The sequence below is a fragment of the Methylobacterium sp. WL103 genome, from assembly GCF_008039885.1.
Taxonomy (GTDB): domain Bacteria; phylum Pseudomonadota; class Alphaproteobacteria; order Rhizobiales; family Beijerinckiaceae; genus Methylobacterium; species Methylobacterium cerastii.
The window spans coordinates 1-1,589 of record NZ_VRUX01000793.1 but is presented as its reverse complement, the minus strand read 5'-3'; the positions used below and the strand labels follow the sequence as shown (position 1 = coordinate 1,589).

Below are 1,589 nucleotides of genomic sequence, written 5' to 3'. Positions count from 1 at the left end.
GGCTGATGCTGGCCGGCGCCGACGGCCGCAGCCGCGCGATCCTGCTGACCTCGGGGGCGCCGGGCGAGGGCAAGTCCTTCACCACCCTCGCGCTGGCCCAGCTCAACGCGGCGAGCGGACGCCGGGTGCTCGTGATCGAGGGCGACCTGCGCCGCCCGGTCTTCGAGGCCGCCCTGGACCTGCCCGCCGGCCCCGGCCTCGCCGGCATCCTGCGCGGCGAGGCCCTGCCGCGGGAGGCCGTGATCGCGACCGCGACGCAAAACCTCGATGCCATCCCCGCCGGCACGCCGACCACGGATTCGACGGAGCTGCTGATGGGCGCGCGCATGACCGAGCTGCTGGTCTGGGCGCGCAAGTACGACCTCGTGCTGATCGACAGCCCGCCGGCCGCGATCCTGATGGACGCCCAGATCCTGGCGCGGCAGGTCGACGGCGTCCTGTGCTGCACCCGCTGGGGCCGCTCGCAGGTCTCGGCGATCAGCGCCACCGTCGCGGGCCTGCGCGAGGCCGGCGGCGACGTGTTCGGGCTCGCGATCACGATGGTGCGTCCCGACGACCACCCGTTCTACGACACCGGGCACGAGCCGGCGCGCCGCTACCTCGGAGCCGCGTGATGCGCCGCCCGCGGGTCGTGTTCGTCAGCCACACCGGCACGATGTCGGGCGCCGAGATGGTCCTGTGCGACGCCGTCGCCCCCTGGCGCGGCGCGACCGCCTTCCTGTTCGAGGACGGGCCGCTCGGGCCGGCCTTGCAGGAGCGGGGGCTGACGCTCGTGCATGCGCGCCACGGGGCCGGGCTGTCGGCGCTCCGCCGCGACGGCTCGCTCTGGCGGTCGATCCCGCTCGCCGGCAGGCTCCTGGCGACGGTCCTCGCGCTGGCGCGATGCGCCAAGTCCCACGACGTGGTCTACGCCAACTCGCAGAAGGCCTTCGTCCTTTCGGCGCTCGCCACCGCGCTGGTGCGCCGCCCCCTGGTCTGGCACCTGCACGACATCCTCGATCCCGCGCATTTCGGGGCGGCGCAGCGCGGGCTCCAGGTCCGCCTCGCCAACGCCCGCGCGACCCGCGTCGTGGTGCCCTCCACCGCCGCGGCGGACGCCTTCGTCGCATCGGGCGGGCGCCGGGACCTCGTCGAGGTGGTGCCCAACGGCCTCGACCTCGACGGCGACCCCGGCGACCCGGCCGACCTGCGCCGGAGCCTCGGGCTGCCGGACGGGCCGCTGGTCGGCGTGTTCAGCCGGCTCGCCCCGTGGAAGGGGCAGCACGTGGTGCTCGAAGCCCTGGCCCGTTCGCCCGGCACCGCCTGCCTCGTCGCCGGCACCGCCCTGTTCGGCGAGGACGCCTACGCGGCCGGCCTGCATGCGCTGGCGGCCGAGCGCGGTCTCGCCGACCGCGTCCACTTCCTCGGCCAGCGCGAGGACGTGCCGCGCCTGATGCGGGCGGTGGACGTGGTGGTCCACCCCTCCACCGCCCCCGAGCCGTTCGGGCGCACCCTGGTCGAGGCGATGCTGGTCGGCACGCCGGTGATCGCCACCGACGCGGGCGCCGCGGCCGAGATCCTCGACCGGGGCGCGGCGGGAACCCTGGTGC

2 protein-coding genes are annotated in these 1,589 nt (G+C 75.9%); both read left to right on the top strand.

The genetic code is table 11. The features are described 5' to 3' along the window. Nucleotides 1-614: CpsD/CapB family tyrosine-protein kinase (locus FV222_RS25500; RefSeq protein WP_147815954.1), on the top strand; the 614-nt coding region annotated here is incomplete at its 5' end. Further along, nucleotides 614-1,589 (top strand): glycosyltransferase (locus tag FV222_RS25495; RefSeq protein WP_147815953.1); only part of this gene is annotated, 976 nt, incomplete at its 3' end. The genes FV222_RS25500 and FV222_RS25495, both read left to right, overlap by 1 nt.